The following is a 20345-nucleotide window of genomic DNA, read 5'->3' on the forward strand; positions in this document are numbered from 1 at the left end:
GCCTGCCTTCACCCCGGATCAGGGAACCGGACGTCGGCGGCAAGATCGCGGGCGATACGCTGCCCTGTCAACTGGGCTTCACCACAAGAACAATGGGGCGGGAAACGCACATGATGGGACCGGCGCACTCACTGTCCGGGGCGGCTGCCTGGCTGGGGGTGGGCGCGGCGACAGCCGCCGCCGGCCATCCGATGCCGTGGCCGGTCCTCGTCGTCGGAGCGCTGATCTGCGCCGGCGCGGCGCTGGCGCCGGACCTCGACCACCAGGCGGCGACGATCTCGCGGGCCTTCGGGCCCATCTCGCGCGGACTGTGCGAGGTCGTCGACAAGCTGTCGTACGCGGTCTACAAAGCGACAAAGAAGCAGGGCGACAAGCGCAGGACCGGCGGCCATCGCACGCTCACCCACACCTGGCTCTGGGCAGTCATGATCGGCGCGGGCACCTCGGCGCTGGCCATCCTCGGAGGCCGGTGGGCGGTCCTCGCGATCCTCTTCATCCATCTGGTGCTCGCGGTGGAGGGCCTGCTGTGGCGGGCGGCGCGGGTCTCCAGCGACATACTGGTCTGGCTGCTGGGCGCCACGAGCGCATGGATCCTGGCGGGAGTGCTCGACAAGCCGGGCAATGGCGCGGACTGGCTGTTCACGGCCCCTGGCCAGGAGTACCTGTGGCTGGGCCTGCCGATCGTGCTGGGCGCGCTCGTGCACGACATCGGCGACGCGCTGACGGTCTCGGGCTGCCCGATCCTGTGGCCGATCCCGGTGGGCCGCAAGCGCTGGTACCCGATCGGCCCGCCGAAGGCGATGCGGTTCCGGGCCGGGAGCTGGATCGAGCTGAAGGTGCTGATGCCGGTGTTCATGCTGCTCGGCGGAGTGGGCGGCGCGGCGGCGCTGGGCTACATCTAGGGCCTGTCCCAGTCCGTCCCGCGATCGAGGACAGGCGGGGCCGGCGCCCCTGGGGCAGCCGTCACAGGTCGGCCGTCGACCAGACGGCGCCGTCGTCGGCGACCAGCTCCACGCGGTCGATGGTGCTCGCCGTGCCGTACGCGATCCACGTCGCGCGTCCGGATGCGGGCACCCACCAGGCGCCTGCGTCACGGACCGTGCCGTCCTTCAGTACCAGTCGGCAGGTGTAGTGCTTGCCGGGTGGCGCGTCGGTGATCTGCATGGCGACGACCCGCTCGTCCCCAGCCCGGCTCGGCTCGACCGAGCCGACCGTGGACCCGGTGCCGCTGACGAGCCGTGCGCCGTTCTCGCTGAGCGCGACGCTCGCAGGGGCCTGGTCGACGACCGTCGCGGTCACGGCCGAGCCGATGCCGATCCCGACGGCCGCCGCTGCCGCGGCGACCAGCACAGGGATCCGGCGCGACCGGCGCGGTGCGGGGCTCGCGGGGCGCTTCACGTCTAGGCGTTCGAGGACCTTGGCGTCGAAGCCCGCCGGAGGAGCGACGGCCGGCGCGGCGGGCAGCACCGCGTCCACGGCACCCGAGATCTCGTCGTACGCCGTCCGGCACGCCTGGCAGCCGCGCAGATGCTCCAGCATCGCCGCCTGCTCGTCCTGAAGATCGCCGAGCGCGAGGGCGACCAGCTGCTCCTCGACCGGGTGGCTCTCAGTCACGGCTCTCCTCCTCCAGCGAGTCGCGCAGCCTGCGCAGACCCGTGCGGATACGGGTCTTGGCGGTGCCGAGCGGAATGTTCTCGTGCCGCCCGACCTCGGCGGCGGTGCACCCGCCGATGACGGCGAGCACGACGGCCCGCGCCTGCTCGGCGGGCAGCGTACGGAGGCGTGCCACGGCGCGTCTGCTTTCGACGGCGAGGAGCGCGCGCTGCTCCGGTCCCTCCGTTTGCAGGGTCGCACCGATCAACCGCTCCAGTGTTTCGGCCAGTACGGGAGTCGGCCGCCTGGTCCGCACCGCGTCGATGGCGGCGTTGCGGGTGATGGTCAGCAGCCAGGTGAGCACCGACGCACGGCGCGCGTCATAGCTGCCTGCGGCGCGCCAGGCCCGTACGAACACCTCCTGGCTGATGTCCTCGGCCAGGCCGGGTTCGCGGGTGACGGACAGCGCGAGACCGTACACAGCCCCCTGGAAGCGGCGGACGAACGCGGTCGATGCCGCCTCGTCGCCTATGCCGAGCCCGGCGAGGAGTGAGGCGTCGTCGGTCCGGTCCGCGCGCGAGAACAGCTCCACATCGCATAGATACGTCACGGCGCAGCGAAGGGATTGCATCGCCGCGCAATCCGTTGCCGCCGTCCCTGCGTACAACCGGGGTCAAGGAAGGGATGGCACACCATGAGCAGGATGAGCAGGAGCACCGTCGCGACAGTCGCGCTCGTCTTCGCCGCTTCTCTCGGACTCGCGGCATGCGGGGACGGGAGCGCGGGCGCCACCGGCACCAGCGGATCGAGCACCCAGGCCGCCTCCGCCGTCAAGGACCCGTCCACCGTGAAGATCGCCGACTCCTCGCTCGGCAAGATCCTCGTAGACGGCAAGGGGCGCACCCTCTATCTGTTCACCGCGGACGGCAAGAACATGAACTCGATGAAGTGCGACGCACAGTGCCTGAAGCTGTGGCCGCCGATGGAGGGCAAGCCCAAGGCCGGTGCCGGCGCCGACGCGAAGCTGATCAACACCACGGACCTGGCGGGGAAGACCCAGGCGACGTACGCCGGTCACCCGCTCTACTACTACGCGCCCGACAAGGCGGCCGGTGATGTGAAGGGCCAGGGCATCGACAAGGTCTGGTACGTCATGGACGCGCACGGCAAGGCCATCACCAAAGCCGTACCCGCCGCCAAGAACGACAGCGGATACGGCTACTGACCCCTCACCGGAACTCACCCCTCAGCCGCACCGACCTCTCACCCGTGCCAGGAGCGCCACAGCGCCGCATACGCCCCGTCCGCCGCCACCAGCGCGTCATGGCTGCCCAGCTCGCTGATCCGGCCGTCCTCCACCACCGCGATCACATCCGCGTCGTGCGCGGTGTGCAGGCGGTGGGCGATGGCCACCACGGTGCGGCCGTCCAGGACCCGCGACAGCGAGCGCTCCAGATGGCGGGCCGCCCGCGGGTCGAGCAGTGACGTCGCCTCGTCCAGGACCAGCGTGTGCGGGTCCGCGAGCACCAGGCGGGCCAGCGCGATCTGCTGGGCCTGGGCCGGGGTGAGCGCGAAGCCGCCCGAGCCGACCTCGGTGTCCAGACCGTCGTCCAGTCCCTGTGACCAGGAGTCCGCGTCGACCGCGCCGAGCGCCGCCAGCAGCTCGGCGTCGGACGCGTCGGTACGGGCCAGCAGAAGGTTGTCGCGCAGCGAGCCCACGAAGACGTGGTGCTCCTGGTTGACCAGGGCGACATGCTCGCGGACGCGCTCCGCGGGCATCCGGGACAGCTCGGCGGCGCCGAGCGTGATCTGTCCGGCCCGCGGGGCGTAGATGCCCGCGAGCAGGCGGCCCAGCGTCGACTTGCCCGCGCCGGACGGGCCGACGAGGGCGAGCCGGGTGCCCGGAGCGACCGCCAGGGACACCTGGTGCAGGACGTCCACCCCTTCGCGGTAGCCGAAGTGCACCTCGTCCGCCCGGACATCGCGGCCGTCCGGCACGACGCCCGCGTCGCCCGCGTCCGGCTCGATGTCGCGTACGCCGACGAGCCGCGCGATCGACACCTGGGCGACCTGGAGCTCGTCGTACCAGCGCAGGATCAGATTGACCGGGTCGACCAGCATCTGCGCGAGCAGGGCGCCCGTCGTCAACTGCCCGACGCTGATCCAGTCCTGGAGAACGAAGGCGCCGCCGATCAGCAGCACGCTGCAGAGGATCGTCACATGCGTCACGTTGATGACGGGGAAGAGCACCGACCGCAGGTAGAGCGTGTAGCGCTCCCAGGCGGTCCACTCCCTGATCCGCTGCTCGGACAGCGCCACCCGGCGTCCGCCGAGGCGGTGCGCCTCGACGGTCCGCCCGGCGTCGACGGTCTCGGCCAGCATCGCGGCCACCGCCGCGTACCCGGCGGCCTCCGAGCGGTACGCCGAAGACGCACGCCTGAAGTACCAGCGGCAGCCGATCACCAGCACAGGAACGGCCACGAGCACCGCGAGTGCCAGCGGCGGCGCGGTCAGGGTGAGCGCGCCGATCAGCAGCGCGGCCCAGACCACACCGATCGCCAGCTGCGGCACGGCTTCGCGCATGGCGTTGGCCAGCCGGTCGATGTCGGTGGTGATACGGGAGAGCAGGTCACCCGTGCCGGCCCGCTCCAGGACCCCCGGCGGCAGCCCGACCGACCGCACGAGGAAGTCCTCGCGCAGGTCCGCCAGCATCTGTTCGCCGAGCATCGCGCCGCGCAGCCGCATCAGCCGTACGAACACGGTCTGGACGACCAGCGCGAGCGCGAACAGCGCGGCGGTGCGCTCCAGATGGAGATCCCGCGCCCCGTCCGCCAGGTCCTGAACGAGCCCGCCCAGCAGATAGGGACCGATCATCGAGGCGATCACCGCGACGGCGTTGACCGAGACCAGCAGCACAAAGGCTCTGCGGTGCCGCCGCAGCAGTTCGCGGACGTACGCCCGCACGGTCGCCGGTGTGCCGACGGGCAGGGTCGCCGCCGTCTCCGGGGCCGCCGGGTCGTACGCCGGTGGCGCCACGCCGATCATGCCGACTCCTCGATCTCTTCCATCGCTTCCAGTTCGCCGATGACGGTGATCCCGGCGTGCTGTTCTTCCTCGGTCTCGCGGGTGACCACCGCCCGGTAGCCGGCGCTGGTGTGCAGCAGTTCGCGGTGCACACCGACCGCGGCCACCTTGCCGTCGTGCACGAACACCACCCGGTCCGCACGGTCCAGCAGCAGCGGTGAAGAGGCGAACACGACTGTTGTGCGGCCGGTCCGCAGCCGCCTGATGCCCTCGGCGATCCGTGCCTCCGTGTGCGAGTCCACGGCGGAGGTGGGCTCGTCGAGGACCAGCACCTCGGGGTCGGTGACCAGGGAGCGTGCCAGCGCGAGCCGCTGGCGCTGCCCGCCGGACAGCGAACGTCCGCGCTCGGTGATCCGTGTGCGCATCGGGTCGCCTTCGGTGTCGACGGACGCCTGGGCGAGCGCGTCCAGCACATCGCCGCACTGCGCGGCCCGCAGGGCGTCCTGGGCGGACACGTTGCCGGAGGAGGGGACGTCGAGGAGCTCCCGCAGTGTGCCGGAGAGCAGCACCGGATCCTTGTCCTGGACGAGGACGGCGGCACGGGCCTCGTCCAGCGCCAGGTCGTCCAGCGGCACCCCGCCGAGCAGCACGGACGGCGCGCCTGCAACGTCGGCGGCCGGATGCCCGCCGAGCCGTTCGGCGAGCAGTCCCGCCGCGTCCGGGTCGCCGCAGACGACTGCGGTGAACCGGCTCGCGGGCGCGAGGACGCCGGTGGCGGGATCGTACAGATCGCCGCTCGGCCGGCCGTACTCCACGCCGGACGGCTCGGTCGCCCGCCGCAGTGACAGCACTCGCGCGGCCCGTTTCGCGGAGGGCCGCGAGAAGGAGTACGCCATGGCGATCTCCTCGAAGTGCCGCAACGGGTACATGAGCAGCGTCACCGCGCTGAAGGCGGTGACCAGTTCACCGACCTCGATCCGGCCGTCCTGCGCGAGCCCGGCTCCGTACCAGATGACCGCGATCAGCAGCAGGCCCGGCAGCAGCACCTGGATAGCGGAGATCAGCGACCACATACGGGCGCTGCGGACAGCCGCCCTGCGCACCTCCTGGGAAGCCTGCCGGTAGCGGCCGAGGAACAGCTCCTCGCCGCCGATGCCCCGCAGTACCCGCAATCCCGCGACGGTGTCCGAGGCCAGCTCGGTGGCCCTGCCCGCCTTCTCGCGCTGGATGTCCGCGCGCCGGGTGGCGCGCGGAAGCAGCGGCAGCACGGCCAGCGCCAGCACGGGGACGCCGATCGCGACGACCATGCCCAGCGCCGGTACGTACAGGACGAGGCCGACGCAGACCAGAACCACCGTGATGGCGGCGGCGGCGAAGCGCGAGACCGCCTCGACGAACCAGCCGATCTTCTCCACGTCGCCGGTGGACACCGCGACCACCTCGCCGGCCGCGACCCGGCGGGTCAGCGCCGAGCCCAGCTCGGCCGCCTTGCGGGCCAGCAGCTGCTGGACACGTGCGGCGGCGGTGATCCAGTTGGTGACGGCGGCGCGGTGCAGCATCGTGTCGCCGAAGGTGATCGCGACGCCGCACAGGACGATCAGCGCACCCGCGAGTGCCAAGGCGCTGCCGGAACGGTCCACGACCGCCTGTACGGCCCGGCCGACGCCCAGCGGCAGTCCGGCCACACCGCAGAAGTGCAGCAGACCCCAGGCCAGCGCCTTGAATTGTCCGCCCAGCTGATTCCGCCCGAGCCAGAGCAGGAAACGCGGCCCGGACCTGGCATCGGCCACACCGGGGTCGGGATAGGGAAGATCGCGAATCTGCATGATGTCCCAGAGCTCGAAAGTGTGGCGGAATCCGTGCAAGGTTCGCCTTTCGGAGCCCCGTCCCGCAATCGATTTTCGTGCGCAGCACACACAACGCGCCAAGGTCGAACACGTGGGTCTGGCGCCCGGCGCCCGCCGCACGCTTCACTCCTGACGCATGAGACGACGACAGATCATGTCCATGCTCGCCGGTCTGGCGCTGGCGGCCGGATCGCTGCTCGGCGCCGGCCCCGCCGCCGCGGCCGACGAGCCCCCTGCCGAGTTCGGAACCGACTGGCACGACCCAGTGACCGCCGCGCCGCCCGTCGCCCGCCCGGACACGAAGTCCTGCCACGTGACGCTCGCCGAGGCGCAGTTCCGCGATTTCACGCCGTACAAGGGGAGTTACGCGCCCCCGAAGAGCTGCGGCAGGAGCTGGAGCAGAGTGGTGCTGCGGCTGGACGGCAGCGTCAAGGGACGGCAGTACGACCGGCTCGGTTATCTCACCGTCGGTGGCGTCGAGATTCTTCGTACGTCCACCCCGGAGCCCTCGCCGGACGGCATCGCCTGGTCGGTCGAGAAGGACGTCACGCGCTACAGCGACACCCTGCGCAGCGCCCAGCCGGTCGAGATGCTCATCGGCAACGTGGTCAACGAGACGTACACCGGGGTACTCGACGTCAAGGTGACGCTGACCTTCTACGCGGCGGGCGGCACGGCGAAAGCGGCCGCCACGCCCGACAAGGTGCTCGCGCTGGACGGCACTTCGCTCACCACGCCGCGCAACTCCGAGCGGATCCTCGCCGAGGTGTACGCGACCGGGTCGGGCGGCGGCTGCGAGGAGTACTGGTATCTGACCGTCCCGGAATCCGCGCCGTACTCCTGCAAGGCCGCGGGCGGGCCGTACCGCGAGGTGCAGATCAAGGTCGACGGACAACTCGCCGGAATCGCCGCGCCGTTCCCGACGGTCTGGACGGGCGGCTGGTCCAACCCCTTCCTCTGGTACGTGATTCCGGGGCCGCGGGCCTTCGACATCAAGCCCATCCAGTACGACCTGACGCCCTTCGCCGCCCGGCTCAACGACGGCATGCCGCACCGGATCGAGGTGTCCGTCGTCGGAGTCCCGCTGGGTCAGGCCGACTGGAGTACGCCCACCAATGTGCTGGTCTGGCAGGACGAGGGGAGCGCGGTGGTGACAGGCGCGCTGACCCGGCACGAGGAATCCACGCCGGTCAACTCCGTGACGTACACCCCCGGTTCGGAGCACCGGCTCGACACCGAGGGCGCCCATCGGCTCACCGTCGGGGGCCACCTCGACACCTCGCACGGGCGGGTCGCCACCACCGTCAGCCGCACGCTCGCGAACACCTCCGTCCACCGCTGGACCGAGGGCGAGAACCTGGACGCACTCAAGGGGACCTGGAGCGACGACGAGAGCGTCACCAGCGGTGGGCAGGTCACGCGCGGCCATCGGACGTACACGATGGACGGTGTCACGACACTGGGCGAAGGCGACCGGCTGCGCACTGTCCTCACCTTGGGGGACAAGGCCGACACCGTCGTGGCGCGGAGCGGACGGCGCTTGGCGTGGTCGCGCCTCGACGATGCGTACACCGGCGATGCGACGTACACGGCCAATGTGCCGCGTGACCAGCGGCACGCGGTCGGCACGACGGCCGAGCGCTACCGGCTCTACGGCTCCGGCGGCTGCTACGACCGCGGTCTGCGGACGGTCCAGGGGATGCTGACCGAGGACCGGCGGTACTGCTGAGCTGCGCCCGGACAGGGCCTAGCGGCTCGGACGCCGATGGGTCGGCGGCTTCAGCAGCGGGGCCCCGGCCCGTCGACCAGGGTGGACAGCAGTCCGCCGAGCACCTCGCGCTGGTCGGCGGTCAAGGGAGCCAGGATGTCCTCCGCGGCCGCCCGGCGCGCGCTGCGCAGCGCTCTGAGCGCGGCGCGGCCGGTGTCGGTGAGCTCGATCCGGATCACCCGGCGATTGGTCGGGTCGGGTACGCGGCGGACGCAGCCACTCGTCTCCAGGCCGTCGACCAGGCTGGTCACGGCGCGCGGGACCACCTCCAGGCGGGCCGCGAGATCGGCCATGCGGGGCGGCTCGTCGTAATGCGCGAGGGTGCGCAGGAGGCGGGACTGGGCGGGCGTGATCGCGATGTCGGCCGACTCCAGCTGGCGCTTCTGACTGCGGTGCAGCCGTCGGGTCAGCCGCAGGAGTTGCTCGGCCAGCAGGCCGTCGGGGTCGGTGCTCATGCCGGGAACAATATCAGGACCGGGCTCATTGTGAATATAGGTAACAATGAGCTATGCTCTCAAAATCTTTGCCGCGCATCACCTTCCTGTTGCTTCACCGTCCCTGCCGTCTCGCCCTTGGTCGAAGGAGCCCATGCGTATCGACGCCGAGTCCAACTGGACACCACCACCCCGTGATTCGGAGCAACCGCCCGCCGAAGTGCGGCGTATCCTCCGGCTCTTCCGCCCCTACCGCGGCCGCCTCGCCGTCGTCGGCCTGCTCGTCGGTGCCGCGTCGCTCGTCTCGGTCGCCTCGCCCTTCCTGCTGCGCGAGATCCTCGACACCGCCATTCCGCAGGGCCGCACCGGGCTGCTCAGCCTGCTCGCCCTCGGCATGATCCTCACCGCGGTGATGACCAGCGTCTTCGGCGTGCTCCAGACCCTGATCTCCACCACCGTCGGCCAGCGTGTCATGCACGATCTGCGTACCGGCGTCTACGCCCAGCTGCAGCGCATGCCGCTCGCGTTCTTCACCAGAACCCGCACCGGAGAGGTCCAGTCACGCATCGCCAACGACATCGGCGGGATGCAGGCGACCGTGACCTCGACGGCGACCTCCCTGGTCTCCAACCTCACGGCCGTGGTCGCCACCGTCGTCGCGATGCTGGCGCTCGACTGGCGGCTCACCGTCGTCTCGCTGCTCCTGCTGCCGCTGTTCGTCTGGATCAGCCGCCGCGTCGGCCGCGAACGCAAGAAGATCACCACGCAGCGCCAGAAGCAGATGGCCGCCATGGCCGCCACCGTCACCGAGTCGCTCTCCGTCAGCGGCATCCTGCTCGGCCGCACCATGGGCCGGGCCGACTCGCTCACCAGGTCCTTCGCCGAGGAGTCCGAGCGGCTCGTCGACCTCGAAGTGCGCTCCAGCATGGCCGGGCGGTGGCGGATGTCGACCATCGGCATCGTCATGGCCGCCATGCCCGCCCTCATCTACTGGGCCGCCGGACTCGCCCTCCAGTCGGGCCGGCCCGCGATATCGATCGGCACGCTCGTCGCCTTCGTCTCGCTCCAGCAGGGCCTGTTCCGCCCCGCCGTGAGCCTGCTCTCCACCGGAGTGCAGATGCAGACCTCGCTCGCCCTGTTCCAGCGGATCTTCGAGTATCTCGACCTGCCGGTGGACATCACCGAGCCCGAGGAGCCGGTCCGGCTGGCGAAGATCCGCGGCGAAGTCCGGTTCGAGGACGTCGACTTCGTGTACGACGACAAGCAGAAGCGGCCGACCCTCGACAGGATCGACGTGGCCGTCCCGGCGGGCGGCAGCCTCGCCGTCGTCGGCCCGACCGGCTCCGGCAAGTCCACGCTCAGCTATCTCGTCCCGCGGCTGTACGACGTCACCGGTGGCAGGGTCACGATCGACGGTGTCGATGTCCGGGAGCTCGACTTCGACAGCCTCGCCCGGGCCGTGGGAGTCGTCTCCCAGGAGACGTATCTCTTCCACGCCTCGGTCGCCGAGAACCTGCGCTTCGCCAAGCCGGACGCGACCCAGGCAGAGATAGAGGCGGCCGCGCGGGCGGCGCAGATCCACGACCACATCGCATCGCTGCCCGACGGTTACGACACCCTGGTCGGCGAGCGCGGCTACCGCTTCTCCGGCGGCGAGAAGCAGCGCCTCGCCATAGCCAGGACGATTCTGCGCGACCCGCCGGTCCTCATCCTCGACGAGGCGACCAGCGCGCTCGACACCCGTACGGAGCAGGCCGTGCAGCAGGCGATCGACGCGCTCTCGGCGGGCCGGACCACCATCACCATCGCCCACCGGCTCTCCACGGTCAGGGGCGCCGACCAGATCGTGGTCCTCGACGCGGGGCGCATAGCCGAGCGCGGCAGCCATGAGGAGCTGCTCGACCGGGAAGGCCGATATGCCGACCTGGTCCGCAGGGACGCCCGGTTGGCCCCGGTGGCACCCTGACGGACCGTCGCCCGCCCGGGTACGGCATGATCACCGCCCATGAGAGCTCTCCTCGGTGTGGAACTCCCCGGATACCGGCCCGTCGACCAGGACGTCTGGGCCAACGACGAAGGCGATGTGCTGTCGCTGCACTTCTTCGGGCTGCCGCCGGACCTGCCGGCCTCGCTCGACGACGGCCCCTCGCTGCGCGCCGCGCTCACCCGCCTGACCGCCCAGGCAGGTGGTGGCCTGATCGAGGCATCAGTGAAGTCGCTCGGACCGCTTCCCGCGCTGAAGCAGATATTGAAGCTGCCGCTGCCGGGACAGCCCAGCGGCCAGGCATTCATCGGCAGCTTCACCGTGCCGCGCGCGACATGCAGCACCGTGGTGAAGATCCAGGCACCCGAGCGGGGCATGACGGGGATGCGGGAGGCCATGGTGATGGCGCAGGTCGGCCACGACAAGTACTTCCGGCCGCACCCCTACGCGCCGGAGGTGCAGGGTGGTCTGCCCTTCCATGCCGCCGACCACGCCCAGTGGGACGCGCAGTTCCCCGACCACCCGCTGAGCCGCGTGCGACGCACTCTCGACGCGCTCGCCGGGGCGGTCCAGGTGGTGCCCGAGTTCGCGGCGCTGCCGTCTTTCGCTCCCTGAGCCACCGGTCAGTCGTCGGCCGCGGCACAGCCATGTGCCGCCCAGCGCCGGCTGCCGGGATCGGTGCGAGCCCCGGGTTAGCGTGCCTGTATGAAGAGCGAACCGTCGTCGGGGCCGCCCGGACGCAGGTTCCGGCTGACCCGGCGGGGCCGACTGGTGCTGACCGTGACCGCCGTTTTCGTCGCGGCGGTCGCTGTCCTGGTGCCGCTGCTGTTGAACGGGGCCCAGGAGGAGAAGAAGTCGCTGCTGGTCCCCGAGGGGTGGCGCGCCACTCAGGTCTACGCGGCGATCGACAAGGCCCTGGACGAGCCGCCGGGCACCACTGCGAAGGCGGTCGGCTCGGCGCGGCTGAAGCTCCCGGCCGACGCCCGGGGCAATCCCGAGGGCTACCTCTTCCCGGCCACGTATCCCGTCGACTCCACGTCCACTCCTCAGAGTCTGCTCAGTTACATGGTCAACACGGCCCATCAGCGATTCGGGGCCGATCGCATCAGCAGCGGTGCCGAGCGCAGCGGGCTGACGGCCTATCAGACGGTGAGCGTCGCCAGCATCGTTCAGGCCGAGGCCGACACAGCGGAGGACATGGGGAAGGTCGCCCGCGTCATCTACAACAGGCTCGCGCAGGGGATGCCGCTGCAGATGGACTCGACCCTGAACTACGCGCTGAACCGCAGCACGCTGGACACCACGGCCGCCGACACCCGCATCGACAGCCCGTACAACAGTTACCAGCGCCGCGGGCTGCCGCCGACCCCCATCGACAACCCGGGGGAGCAGGCCATGCGCGCGGCGATCAGTCCGCCGCCCGGCAACTGGCTCTACTTCGTCACTGTGGCGCCGGGGGACACGCGCTTCACGGCCCGTTACGAAGAGCATCGGCGCAACGTCGCGGAGTTCAACGCCAGGCGCAGGAGCGCGAGCAGCAGCGGCTGACGGGCGTCAGACGAGGGCCGGTTCGCGCTCCAGCAGCCGCTTGACATCGCGGACCGCTGCCCGGCCCGCCCGGTTGGCGCCGATCGTCGAGGCCGAAGGCCCGTATCCGACGAGATGGACGCGGGCGTCCCGTACCGCGCGGGTGCCGTCCAGCTGGATGCCGCCACCGGGCTCGCGCAGTTTCAGCGGCGCGAGATGGTCGATCGCCGCGCGGAATCCGGTCGCCCAGAGGATCACATCCGCCTCCACCGTCCGCCCGTCGTCCCAGGCCACGCCCGTAGGCGTGATCCTGTCGAACATCGGCAGCCGGTCCAGAACGCCCGACTCGCGGGCCCGCCGTACGGCGTCGTTGAGCGGCAGTCCGGTCACCGAGACCACGCTCTGAGGCGGCAGCCCGCGGCGTACGCGCTCCTCGACCATGGCGACGGCCGCACGCCCGGTGTTCTCGTCGAAGGGGCCCTCGCGGAAGACGGGCGGCCGCCGAGTCACCCAGGTGGTGTCCGCCGCGTACTCCGCGATCTCCATCAGATGCTGGGTGCCCGAAGCCCCGCCTCCCACCACGATCACGCGCTGTCCGGCGAACTCCTCGGGTCCCGGATAGTTCACCGTGTGCAACTGCCGCCCACGGAAGGTCTCCTGACCCCGGTAGCGTGGCCAGAAGGGACGGTCCCAGGTGCCCGTCGCATTGATCAGCGCCCGCGCCGCCCAGGTCCCCTCCGAGGTCTCGACGAGCAGCCGCCCGCCCTCGCCCTCGCGCACGGCAGTGACATCGACGGGCCGGTGTACGCGCAGATCGAAGCGTTTCTCGTACGCGGTGAAGTACGCGCCGATCACCTCGGAGGAGGGGCGCCCGTCATCCGCACCGGTCAGTTCCATGCCCGGCAGCGCGTGCATGCCGTGCACCTTGCCGTACGTGAGCGACGGCCAGCGGAACTGCCAGGCACCCCCGGCTCGCGTGGCATGGTCGAGCACCACGAATTCGCGGTCCGGCACCAGTCCGGCGCGCCGCAGATGGTAGGCGCCGGACAGTCCTGCCTGTCCGGCGCCTATGACGACCACGTCCACGTCACGTACCCCGAAGTTGTTCACGTTTCTACCAACCGCGTGAGGTGCGTGGATCTTCCCGAACCTCTCCCGATCCTTCCTCCCGATCCCGCACGGGGCCTACAGGAAGTTCACTCCCTGGGCGAGCGGCAGGCTGTCGGAGTAGTTCACCGTGTTCGTCGCCCGTCTCATGTACGCCCGCCACGCGTCCGAACCCGACTCGCGCCCGCCGCCGGTCTCCTTCTCGCCGCCGAACGCCCCGCCGATCTCGGCGCCCGAGGTGCCGATGTTGACATTGGCGATACCGCAGTCGGAGCCGTCCGCCGCGAGGAAGCGCTCCGCCTCCCGCTGGTCCTGCGTGAAGATGCTGGAGGACAGGCCCTGCGGGACTTCGTTCTGCAGCGCGACGGCCTCCTGAAGGGTCCGGTAGGTGAGCACATAGAGGATCGGCGCGAAGGTCTCCCGGCGTACGACGTCCGTCTGCGCGGGCATCCGCACCACCGCGGGCCGGACGTATGCCGCATCCGGCGCCTGCTCGCCCAGCTGCCGGTCGCCGCCGGTGAGGATCTTCCCGCCGCCGGCCTCGGCCGCCGCCAGCGCCTCGGTCATCGCCCGGTGAGCCGTGGCGGAGATCAGCGGGCCCACCAGGGTGGCCTCCTGGAACGGGTCGCCCACCGGGAGTTGGCCGTACGCGTGGACGATCTTCTCCACCAGCCGGTCCGCGATGTCCTCGTGGACGATCAGCCGGCGCAGGGTGGTGCAGCGCTGGCCCGCCGTGCCCGCCGCGGAGAACACGATCCCGCGCACCGAGAGGTCGAGATCGGCGGAGGGCGTGACGATCGCCGCGTTGTTGCCGCCCAGTTCGAGCAAACAGCGGCCGAAGCGCGCGGCCACCCGCGGGCCGACCTCCCGCCCCATCCGGACCGATCCCGTCGCGCTCACCAGGGCCACCCGCTCGTCGTCGACCAGCCGCTCGCCTGTCTCGCGGCCGCCCAGCAGCAGCCCGTGCACACCCGTCGGCGCACCGGTGTCGGCGGCGGCGCGCGCGAGCAGGGCGTCGCAGGCCACCGCGGTCAGCGGGGTGAGCTCCGAGGGCTTCCAGACCACCGTGTCACCGCAGACCAGAGCGATCGCGGTGTTCCACGCCCAGACCGCCACCGGGAAGTTGAACGCCGAGATCACACCCACCACGCCGAGCGGGTGCCAGCTTTCCGAGAGGCGGTGGCCGGGACGCTCGGAGGCCATGGTCCGCCCGTACAGCTGCCGGGAGAGCCCGACCGCGAACTCACAGATGTCGATCATTTCCTGCACTTCGCCGAGCGCCTCGGAGCGGATCTTGCCCGCCTCGATGGTGACGAGGTCGGCCAGCTGCTCCTTGTGCTCGCTCAGCAGCTCGCCCAGCCGCTTGACCAGCGCACCGCGCTGCGGCGCCGGGACCGTGCGCCACTCGCGGAACGCCGCGTCAGCCGCGCCGATCGCCGCGTCTGCCTGCTCGGGTGTCGTCGCGGGCAGGGTGAACAAAGTGGTGCCCGTCAGCGGCGTACGGGCGATGACATCGCCGCCGTCCACGGGCAGTCGGGCGCCGCAGCCGCGCAGGCTCTCGCGAGCCCGGGCGCGCAGCGAGTCGTTGTCGGGAAGCGTGGTGCTGGTCACGGTGTGTCCTTGGGGAGTCCGAGGGCCTGACAGGCGTGGCGAAGTGAGCTGTCCTGCTGAGCGGCGTAGAGGTCGAAGGGGTCGTGGACGGGGCGCTCCAGTACGCCGGAGAGCCACTGCTGGTCGTAATGGGCGCCCAGGGCCGCTGAGTCCCTGGTGCCCTCGTCGGAGAGGTTCGACTGGAAGATCCCGGCGGCCGACCTGGGGAGGAAGTCCTCGTAGACGATGGGACGGGCGCTCACCCATCGCCCGTCGAGGAGGCCCGCGAGATCGTCCGGCGGGGTGCGGTCGTCGCGGGGCCGGTCGCCGCCCAGTTCGTAGCGGAAGAACGCTCGCTCCTCGACGGCCAGTTGACGTTCCGTACGCGGAAACCGCTGCTCCCAGACCTCGGCCGGCTCACCGGCCAACTCGTCGTAGAGCGCACGGCCCGCCCGGGTCAGCGCGATGCCCCGCGCCTCGACCTCGCCGAAGCGCACCCGCAGCGAACCCTTGGTGACGCTGCCGTCCGGCTCGCGGAAACGGCGCGGTTCGGCCAGCGCGCGGAACGACGTCTGCCGCAGCAGCACATCCGGCCCGTCCCAGCGCGGCGGACCCTGGATCCGGTCGATCATCGTGATGCCGCGCTCGCCCATACGCCGGTAGAGCTCGTCGATGTCGAGAACCCGTGGCGTGAGGTGATTGATGTGGGTGCCGGCCACGCCGCCGATGTCGGCGGCGACGGCGGAGATCCGCTCCAGTTCGGCGTACCAGGCGCGGTCCACCGGCTCCCGGGACAGCTCGAAGGCGGCCACCGCCAGGGTGAGGAAGTGCTCGCCGGACGGTTCGTCGAGTCCCTGGTCCCGCTCGGCGCGCGCCGCGAGGTCCAGGAGTTCGGGCGGGAAGAGCTCACGCCGGGCCAGAAACGATTCGAGGCGCGCTTGAAGATCCGCGTCGAAGAACCGCCGGTCGGCGGTGGTGAGCATCGAGGTGAAGACGCGGAAGGGATTGCGCTCCAGCTCCTCGGCATCGATGGGCCGGAACGCGGTGGAGACGACCGGCACGGAGCTGGCCGCCGCCTCGCGCAGATCGTAGAAACCCACCGGCTGCATGCCGAAGGCGGCGAAGATCTGGGCGACCTGGCGCATCTCGCGCGGCGTACCCACACGGATGGCGCCGTGCCGCTCGGCCGTGACCCGCTCGATGCCGCCGAGCCGTCCCGCGTGACCGCGCTTGCCGATCACCTCGTCGTTGACCTGCGCCGACACCTGAAGAAGCGTGGTGTACGCGGGGACTTCCGCCCCGTACATGTCGGAGAGCCGACGGGCGAACGCGGCCCGCAGCCACCAGGTGGGGAGCATTGTGTTCTCCTTCCCGTACCGGTCGTGCCGGGTCAGATGATGTGGGCCTCGGGGCGGACTGCGGCGGCCCGCCCCTCGAAGCGGGCCGCGGACAGCGGGCCCACATCGATGAACGGGGTCCGCTCCAGATAGAGATCACGGACGATCTCGCCGACCGCGGGCGCCTGCAGAAACCCGTGCCCGGAGAAACCGGTGGCATACAGGAAGCCGTCCACGTCGCCCGACCGGCCGATCAGGGCATTGCGGTCGGGCGTCATCTCGTACAGCCCAGCCCAGCCGCTCCTGGCCGGAAGACCGGCGAGCGCCGGAGCCCGCCGCCCGGCCGCCTCACGGAACGGCTCCAGCCACTCCCGGCTGAACTCCCGCCCGAATCCCGGCTTCTGGCGCTGGTCGGACAGGCCGAGGACCAGCCCGTCCGCGCGGTCGTTGTGGAAGTAGAGCGTCGATGCGAAGTCGAGGGTGAAGGGGATCCGCGGAGGCGCGGGGGACAGTCGCCCGGTCAGAGCAATCTGCCGGCGCAGCGGGGTGACGGGCAGCCTCACCCCGGCCATCGCGCCGACGGCGGCGGACCAGGGGCCCGCCGCGCAGATCACGGCCGAGGTACGGACCGTGCCCGCCGTCGTGCGCACCGCCCGCACCCGGCCGCCGTCGGTGTCGATGCCGGTGACGCCGCAGTGCGTACGGAGTCTCGCGCCGAGACGCTGGGCCGCCCGCAGATACCCGTCGACCGCCGCCCTCGGAAGCGCGAAGCCGTCGTCGGGGGAGTACGCGGCGGCGACGAAGGAGCCCGGATCCACGTACGGGCACAGTTCGTGCGCCTCGCGCGGCGTGATGATCCCGCTGCGGACCCCGAGCTCGTTCTGTACGTCCACGGCCTGCTGGAAGGCTGTCACCTCGGCTTCGTCGCCGAGCAGGAAGAGATAGCCGACGCTCTCGACCCCGACATCGGCCCCCGGGCGCGAGGTGAACGCCCGCCACGCCTCCAGGCTGCGCTGCCCCAGCCTGATGTTGAGCGGATCGGAGAACTGGGCGCGAATCCCGCCGATCGGCTTGCCCGAGGAGCCCGACGCCGGTTCGTCACGCTCCAGGACCAGGACGTCCCCGACCCCGGCCTCGGCCAGATGGAAGGCGATGCTCGCCCCGACGACACCACCGCCGACGATGACGACCTCAGCACTGTGACCCATGAAAGCCATGGTGGACGGGCCGACTCTTCGCGTCCATTGACAGTTCCAGCAGTCGATCTTTTAGATCCCCTGTATGGAACTGGGTGGAGCACATCTGCGCGCACTGGTCGAACTCGACCGCTGCGGCACCATGACGGCGGCCGCCGCGGCCCTCGGCTACACCCCCGGCGCGATCTCCCAGCAGATCGCCCAGCTGGAGCGGACCGCGGGCGCGCAGCTGATCAGGCGGGCCGGACGCCGGGTCGAACTCACCGACGCCGGGCACACGCTGGTCGTCCACGCCGGGCGCATCCTGCGGGCCCAGGCCGAGGCGGCGGCCGCCATCGAGCGCACCCGTACGGAGATCGCGGCGAGGCTGCGGCTCGGGGTGTTCGGTACGGCGGCCGCGGCGTTTCTGCCGCCCGCGCTGCGCTGGCTCGCCGAGCACCACCCCGGCGTGCGCGTGGTCAGCCAGGAGGTGGATGTCGACCAGGCCCACGCGGAGGTCTCCGCGGGCCGGGTCGACCTGGCGCTCGGCCTGGACTATCCGGATGCCCCGCTGGCCCGGGACGAGGCCTCCGAGCTGGTGCGGCTGCACTCCGAGCGCTTCTCGCTGGCGGTACCGGCAGCCGGGGCGCCGCCCGCGGGGGCGTCGTGGCGGCTGACCGAGCTGGCCGACCGGGACTCGATTCTGCCCGCGGCCCGCACGTACTACGGCAGGGCCATCCGTACGGCCTGCCGCCGGGCCGGATTCGAACCGCGCGTCGTCCACGAGGTCACCGACACCGCCACCTCGCTGGCCATGGTCGGGGCGGGGCTGGGCGTGGCGCCGCTGACCGGCCTCATGCTGCGGCTGCGCTCCGAGGGGATCGTGCCGGTTTCGCTGGACGATCCGGTGGAGCGCCATGTCGTGGTGGTGGTGCGGGCTGCCGCGCGGGGGCGGCCGTCGGTGGAGAAGCTCATCGAGGCGCTGCGGCAGGGGGCGACGGCCGGGGCCTGAGAGGACTCCGTGCGGTGCGAGCGTGCGCGCGCGATCGCGCGGTGCGAACGGGAAGATGGACCCATGCCCGGACCCTTCACCACCAAGACCCTGACCATCTCCAACGGCCCGACCGAGACGGTGACCGACCTGACCCGCGCCTGCAAGGAGTTCCTCATGGAGGCGGCGGGCGGCAGGGACGGCCTGCTCAACGTCTTCGTCCCGCATGCGACCGCCGGTATCGCCCTCATCGAGACGGGCGCGGGCAGCGACGCCGATCTGCTCGCCGCGCTGCACACCATGCTGCCCGCCGACGACCGCTGGCAGCACCGCCACGGCAGCCCGGGCCACGGCAGGGACCACGTCGTGCCCGCCTTCGTCCCGCCGCACGCCACCCTGCCCGTCATCGGCGGCCGTCTGGAGCTCGGCACCTGGCAGTCCGTGTGCCTGGTCGACACCAACAAGGACAACCCGGACCGTCAGGTCCGGCTCTCGTTCCTCGGCTGATCCGCTGATCGGCCTCCCGGGGCTGATCCGCCGACCCGTCCGACCGTCCCGCTCAGGCGTCCTTGTTGGCCTTGAGCTTCTGCCACACCGTGCTGAGCGCTTCGAGATCCTCCGCGTCGAGGAGGTCGGTGAAGACCGGCGCAAGGCAGGCGCGTCGCGTCGCGTCGGCCTCCTCGAAGAGCCGCCGGCCCTCCGGGGTGAGCGCCACCTCGACGGAGCGCGCGTCCCGCGGGGACGGGGTGCGGGTGACGAGCCCGCGGCTCTGCAGGGCGTCGACCACGCGGGACACCTGGCTGCGGCTGAGCATGGTGCTGTTGCCCAGTACGGAGGCCGGAACCGGATCCGGGCTGGAGGCGAGCCAGAGCATGACCTCGAACCAGGAGACAGGCAGATCGTGAGCCTTGGTCAGGGCGCGGTCCACACGTTCGGTGAGGACGGTTCCGGCCCAGACGAGGCCATAGAAGGCGTGGTCGGCAACCGGCATCTCCGTCTGGGTGAGCTTCCTTTGTGCCATGAGCCCGATCCTACCTATTGCGTGTGCACACACAGAATGGTTATAGTGTGTGTACACGCACTGAAATTCTCGGTGTCACCGTCGAAAGGGCGCACCATGCCTTCCAAGGTTGTTCTGATCACCGGCACCTCCTCCGGCATCGGCCTGGCCACGGCCGTCGCCACCGCCAAGGCCGGCTGGCGGACCGTGGCGACCCTGCGCGACACGGGCCGCGCCGAAGAGCTGCGCAAGGCGGCCGCGGACGCGGGGGTCGAGCTCGACATCCGGCAGCTGGACGTCACCGACGAGGCTTCCGTCGCCGCCGCGATCGACGGCGTGATCGGCGACCACGGCCGCCTCGACGCCGTGATCAACAACGCGGGTGCCGGACACCTCGGCACGCTCGAGAACGAGACCGTGGCCGACGTGCGCCGGGTCATGGAGGTCAACTTCTTCGGCGTGCTTCACGTCTCCAAGGCCGCCCTGCCCCACCTGCGCGCGTCCGGCGGCCGGCTGATCACCGTCACCAGTGTGGGCGGGGTCGTCGGGCAGCCCTTCAACGAGGCGTACTGCGCCGCGAAGTTCGCCGTCGAGGGCTACATGGAGAGCCTCGCGCCGGTGGCAGCCAAGCTGGGTGTGACCGTCTCCGTCGTCGAACCGGGAGCCGTGGCCACCGAGTTCGTCAACAACCTCGGTGTCGACCCGGAGGCCGCCGTCGCCGCGGCGGGTCCGTACACCGACGCTCTGCGGGCTTACGTGGACCGCACCGTCTCGCAGTTCCTCAGCGGCGCGCAGACCCCGGCCGAGGTCGCGGAAAACGTCCTGGAGACGCTTGTGGCGGACCGGCCCGCGTTCCGTGTCCAGACGTCCGACTGGGCCCGCGCGTTCACCGGCACGAAGCTCGCCGACCTGGACGGCTCGGCCGTGCAGGGCCTCACCGGCGGCTGGGTCGGCTGACTCCGCGCGGC

19 protein-coding genes are annotated in these 20345 nt (G+C 71.1%); 9 read left to right on the forward strand and 10 right to left on the reverse strand.

Annotated elements, in window-relative coordinates; genetic code table 11:
* Positions 1–110 precede the first annotated feature (110 nt).
* Positions 111–902: a metal-dependent hydrolase gene (locus OG905_RS34735; protein ID WP_328680607.1), complete on the forward strand. Its 792-nt coding sequence runs from the start codon at positions 111–113 to the stop codon at positions 900–902.
* 61 nt (positions 903–963) lie between these two features.
* On the opposite strand, the gene OG905_RS34740 is transcribed toward OG905_RS34735, so the two are convergent.
* Entirely contained in the window at positions 964–1614 is a 651-nt protein-coding gene (locus tag OG905_RS34740; protein ID WP_328680609.1) for a zf-HC2 domain-containing protein, read from the reverse strand.
* The gene (locus OG905_RS34745; protein ID WP_328680611.1) at positions 1607–2224 is read right to left on the reverse strand and encodes an RNA polymerase sigma factor; all 618 of its coding nucleotides are present in this window, start codon (positions 2222–2224) and stop codon (positions 1607–1609) included. Before OG905_RS34745 ends, OG905_RS34740 begins: the two co-directional genes overlap by 8 nt.
* A gap of 72 nt (positions 2225–2296) precedes the next feature.
* Here OG905_RS34745 and OG905_RS34750 point away from each other — a divergent pair, with 72 nt between their 5' ends.
* Positions 2297–2818, forward strand: coding sequence for a COG4315 family predicted lipoprotein (locus OG905_RS34750; protein WP_328680612.1), 522 nt, complete (start codon positions 2297–2299; stop codon positions 2816–2818).
* Between the two features lie 38 nt (positions 2819–2856).
* On the opposite strand, the gene OG905_RS34755 is transcribed toward OG905_RS34750, so the two are convergent.
* On the reverse strand, positions 2857–4638 hold the full coding sequence (locus tag OG905_RS34755) for an ABC transporter ATP-binding protein (RefSeq protein WP_328680615.1): 1782 nt from the start codon (positions 4636–4638) through the stop codon (positions 2857–2859).
* Positions 4635–6443: an ABC transporter ATP-binding protein gene (locus OG905_RS34760; RefSeq protein ID WP_328682758.1), complete on the reverse strand. Its 1809-nt coding sequence runs from the start codon at positions 6441–6443 to the stop codon at positions 4635–4637. Before OG905_RS34760 ends, OG905_RS34755 begins: the two co-directional genes overlap by 4 nt.
* Before the next feature lie 157 nt (positions 6444–6600).
* On the opposite strand from OG905_RS34760, the gene OG905_RS34765 reads away from it, so the two are divergent.
* Positions 6601–8193, forward strand: a complete 1593-nt coding sequence (locus OG905_RS34765; RefSeq protein WP_328680617.1) for a peptide-N4-asparagine amidase — start codon at positions 6601–6603, stop codon at positions 8191–8193.
* A 50-nt stretch (positions 8194–8243) separates the two neighbouring features.
* Here the strand turns inward: OG905_RS34765 and OG905_RS34770 are convergent, their stop codons facing one another.
* On the reverse strand, positions 8244–8687 hold the full coding sequence (locus OG905_RS34770) for a MarR family winged helix-turn-helix transcriptional regulator (protein WP_328680619.1): 444 nt from the start codon (positions 8685–8687) through the stop codon (positions 8244–8246).
* 133 nt (positions 8688–8820) lie between these two features.
* Between OG905_RS34770 and OG905_RS34775 the strand changes: the two genes are divergently transcribed.
* The 3 genes from OG905_RS34775 to mltG all read left to right on the forward strand — a co-directional run bounded on the left by OG905_RS34775 (position 8821) and on the right by mltG (position 12198).
* Positions 8821–10632, forward strand: a complete 1812-nt coding sequence (locus OG905_RS34775; RefSeq protein ID WP_328680621.1) for an ABC transporter ATP-binding protein — start codon at positions 8821–8823, stop codon at positions 10630–10632.
* A gap of 39 nt (positions 10633–10671) precedes the next feature.
* Positions 10672–11265: a hypothetical protein gene (locus tag OG905_RS34780; RefSeq protein ID WP_328680624.1), complete on the forward strand. Its 594-nt coding sequence runs from the start codon at positions 10672–10674 to the stop codon at positions 11263–11265.
* A 90-nt stretch (positions 11266–11355) separates the two neighbouring features.
* A complete protein-coding gene (mltG, locus tag OG905_RS34785) occupies positions 11356–12198 on the forward strand; it encodes an endolytic transglycosylase MltG (protein ID WP_328680626.1) in 843 nt (280 codons plus the stop codon).
* A 6-nt stretch (positions 12199–12204) separates the two neighbouring features.
* Here the strand turns inward: mltG and OG905_RS34790 are convergent, their stop codons facing one another.
* The 4 genes from OG905_RS34790 to OG905_RS34805 form a co-directional block, all read right to left on the reverse strand.
* The gene (locus OG905_RS34790) at positions 12205–13287 is read right to left on the reverse strand and encodes an NAD(P)-binding domain-containing protein (protein WP_328680629.1); all 1083 of its coding nucleotides are present in this window, start codon (positions 13285–13287) and stop codon (positions 12205–12207) included.
* 75 nt (positions 13288–13362) lie between these two features.
* A complete protein-coding gene (gene amaB / locus OG905_RS34795) occupies positions 13363–14895 on the reverse strand; it encodes an L-piperidine-6-carboxylate dehydrogenase (protein ID WP_328680631.1) in 1533 nt (510 codons plus the stop codon).
* Positions 14892–16232, reverse strand: a complete 1341-nt coding sequence (hglS, locus tag OG905_RS34800; protein WP_328680632.1) for a 2-oxoadipate dioxygenase/decarboxylase — start codon at positions 16230–16232, stop codon at positions 14892–14894. Before hglS ends, amaB begins: the two co-directional genes overlap by 4 nt.
* Before the next feature lie 32 nt (positions 16233–16264).
* Entirely contained in the window at positions 16265–17419 is a 1155-nt protein-coding gene (locus OG905_RS34805) for an NAD(P)/FAD-dependent oxidoreductase (protein ID WP_328680634.1), read from the reverse strand.
* A gap of 73 nt (positions 17420–17492) precedes the next feature.
* Between OG905_RS34805 and OG905_RS34810 the strand changes: the two genes are divergently transcribed.
* Together OG905_RS34810 and OG905_RS34815 are read left to right on the forward strand one after the other, a co-directional pair.
* Positions 17493–18398, forward strand: coding sequence for a LysR family transcriptional regulator (locus tag OG905_RS34810; protein WP_328680635.1), 906 nt, complete (start codon positions 17493–17495; stop codon positions 18396–18398).
* A gap of 63 nt (positions 18399–18461) precedes the next feature.
* Positions 18462–18884 carry a YjbQ family protein gene (locus OG905_RS34815; protein ID WP_328680636.1) on the forward strand — a complete coding sequence of 141 codons (423 nt, stop codon included), beginning with the start codon at positions 18462–18464 and terminating at the stop codon, positions 18882–18884.
* Between the two features lie 52 nt (positions 18885–18936).
* Here OG905_RS34815 and OG905_RS34820 read toward each other — a convergent pair whose 3' ends face one another.
* Positions 18937–19398: a MarR family winged helix-turn-helix transcriptional regulator gene (locus OG905_RS34820; RefSeq protein ID WP_324979574.1), complete on the reverse strand. Its 462-nt coding sequence runs from the start codon at positions 19396–19398 to the stop codon at positions 18937–18939.
* 96 nt (positions 19399–19494) lie between these two features.
* Here OG905_RS34820 and OG905_RS34825 point away from each other — a divergent pair, with 96 nt between their 5' ends.
* On the forward strand, positions 19495–20334 hold the full coding sequence (locus tag OG905_RS34825; protein ID WP_328680641.1) for an SDR family oxidoreductase: 840 nt from the start codon (positions 19495–19497) through the stop codon (positions 20332–20334).
* Positions 20335–20345: the final 11 nt, after the last annotated feature.

The organism is Streptomyces sp. NBC_00322, assembly GCF_036147535.1.
In the GTDB taxonomy this organism is placed as follows: Bacteria; Actinomycetota; Actinomycetes; order Streptomycetales; family Streptomycetaceae; genus Streptomyces.